Below are 1,877 nucleotides of genomic sequence, written 5' to 3' on the forward strand. Positions count from 1 at the left end.
ACCCGCCTCCTCCTGCGTGCGCCCATCGCGGATGTGATAGATACGCTGGAAGGTCGGGATGATCTTCTCGTCGTGGGTGACCACGATGACGGCGGTCTGGTACTGACGTGCCATGCGGTTGAGGATGCGCATCACCGCCAGGGCGCGTTCGCTGTCGAGCGGCGCGGTGGGCTCGTCGGCCAGGATCACCGGGGGACGGTTCACCAGGGCGCGGGCGATGGCGACCCGCTGCTGCTCTCCGCCGGAGAGCTGGGAGGGCATCGCCCGGGCGCGGTGCGCGACGTCCAGGGCCGCGAGCAATTCGCGCGCGCGCTCCCGCGACTCGCCGTTGGGGCGCCCGGCCAGCATTGGCAGCAGGGCGACGTTGTCGGTGACATCCAGGAAGGGGATGAGATAGGGCGCCTGGAAGACGAAGCCGATCTTGTCGCGCCGCAGCGCGCGCAGGTCCGGGATGCGCCAGCCCTCGTTGTAGATGGGCGCGTCCCCCAGGGTCATGCGCCCGCCGCTGGGCTCGATCACCGCCCCCAGACACTTGAGCAGGGTGCTCTTGCCCGAGCCCGAGGGACCGACCAGTCCCACCACCTCGCCGGGCGCGACCGCCATGTCCACCCCGCGCAGCGCGTCCACCGCCGTATCGCCGCGGCCGTAGCGTTTGCGCAGCCCCTCGATGCGAATCCCCTGGGCCGGACGGGCGCCCAATGGCCCGGTCATTGGTTCAGCCACCGATGGCCTCCGCCGGGTCGACCCGGAGCGCGGCGCGGATGGCGACCAGGCTCGCCAGCACGCAGATGATGACCACGATCAGAAAGCCGCGCGCCGCGTCGCCGGGCAGCAGCAGGACGTATTTGGGAAACACCGGCGCCCACAGGGTCGCGACCGTCTTGCCGACGATGAAACCGATGAGACCCAGTCCGATCGCCTGTTGCAGGATCATCCCGGCGATGGTGCGGTTGCGCGTGCCGATCAGCTTGAGCACCGCGATCTCGCGGATCTTGCCGAGGGTGAGGGTGTAGATGATGNGAGGATCACCAGGAACATGAAGATCTGCCGCGCCGAGGTGGCGATCAGCTTGGCCTGGAGGATCTCGTTCATCTCGGCGCGGGTATAGACGCTCAGATGCTTCCAGCGCCGGATGTCCGCCGCCACCTGGTCGGGGTCCGCGTTGGGCGTCAGGCGCACCAGGATGGCATTGACCGAATTGCTCTGGGTCTGGGCGGCGAGGACGGCGTCCAGCACCTGCGGCTGGCCTGGGCGATTGAAGGCCGGATTGGCGGCGCTGCGCCGGCGCTGGGCGACGATGGCGTCATTGTCCTTGAGGAACTGGGCCTCCTGCGCGTCCTTGAGCGGGATGAACACCATGGGGTCGCCGCCCGAGGAGACGGTGCGCCGGGTCAGACCCACCACCCGGTAGGCATGACGGCGGATGCGCAGTCGCTCGCCGAGCCGAAAGCCGGTCGAGACGTCCGCCACCGCCTCGTAATGACCACGGGTCAGATGCCGCCCGGCGACTAGGAATTCCGGCTGACCCGGCTCGTCGAGCCCGCCCGGCACCACGCCGACCACCATGGCGCGGCGCTCGCGCGCGGCTTGCTCGCCGACGGCCGAGTCGTCCGCCAGGGGACGCACCTGCATGGTGAGATAGGTGACGTTGGCGGCGCGCGCGACCCCCGGCAGGGTCTGGAGACTGCGATAGAGGTCGTCGGCGAGGTTGGACGGCTCGGCATAGGGACCCAGGGTGTCCTTCTGCACTGCCCAGAGGTCCGCCCCGCTGTTGTCCAGCAGCACCTCGGCATCGTCGACCATGCCGCGATAGATGCCGGCCATGGAGAGCGTGACGCCGATCAGCAGCCCAAGCCCAATGCCGGTGAAGACGAACT

2 protein-coding genes and 1 pseudogene are annotated in these 1,877 nt (G+C 69.1%); all 3 read right to left on the reverse strand.

Translation table 11 applies throughout. The features are described from left to right. A partial coding sequence (locus CKO27_RS23885; RefSeq protein ID WP_200377403.1) for an ABC transporter ATP-binding protein occupies positions 1–711 on the reverse strand: 711 nt, incomplete at its 3' end. A gap of 4 nt (positions 712–715) precedes the next feature. Then, positions 716–976 carry an FtsX-like permease family protein gene (locus tag CKO27_RS24840; protein ID WP_476718513.1) on the reverse strand — a complete coding sequence of 87 codons (261 nt, stop codon included), beginning with the start codon at positions 974–976 and terminating at the stop codon, positions 716–718. Positions 977–1,020: 44 nt separating this feature from the next. After that, positions 1,021–1,824 (reverse strand): annotated as a pseudogene (locus CKO27_RS23890) (ABC transporter permease); the annotation flags it as partial. Positions 1,825–1,877: the final 53 nt, after the last annotated feature.

Origin of the sequence: Thiocystis violacea (assembly GCF_016583575.1) — a bacterium.
Classification (GTDB): Bacteria; Pseudomonadota; Gammaproteobacteria; order Chromatiales; family Chromatiaceae; genus Thiocystis; species Thiocystis violacea.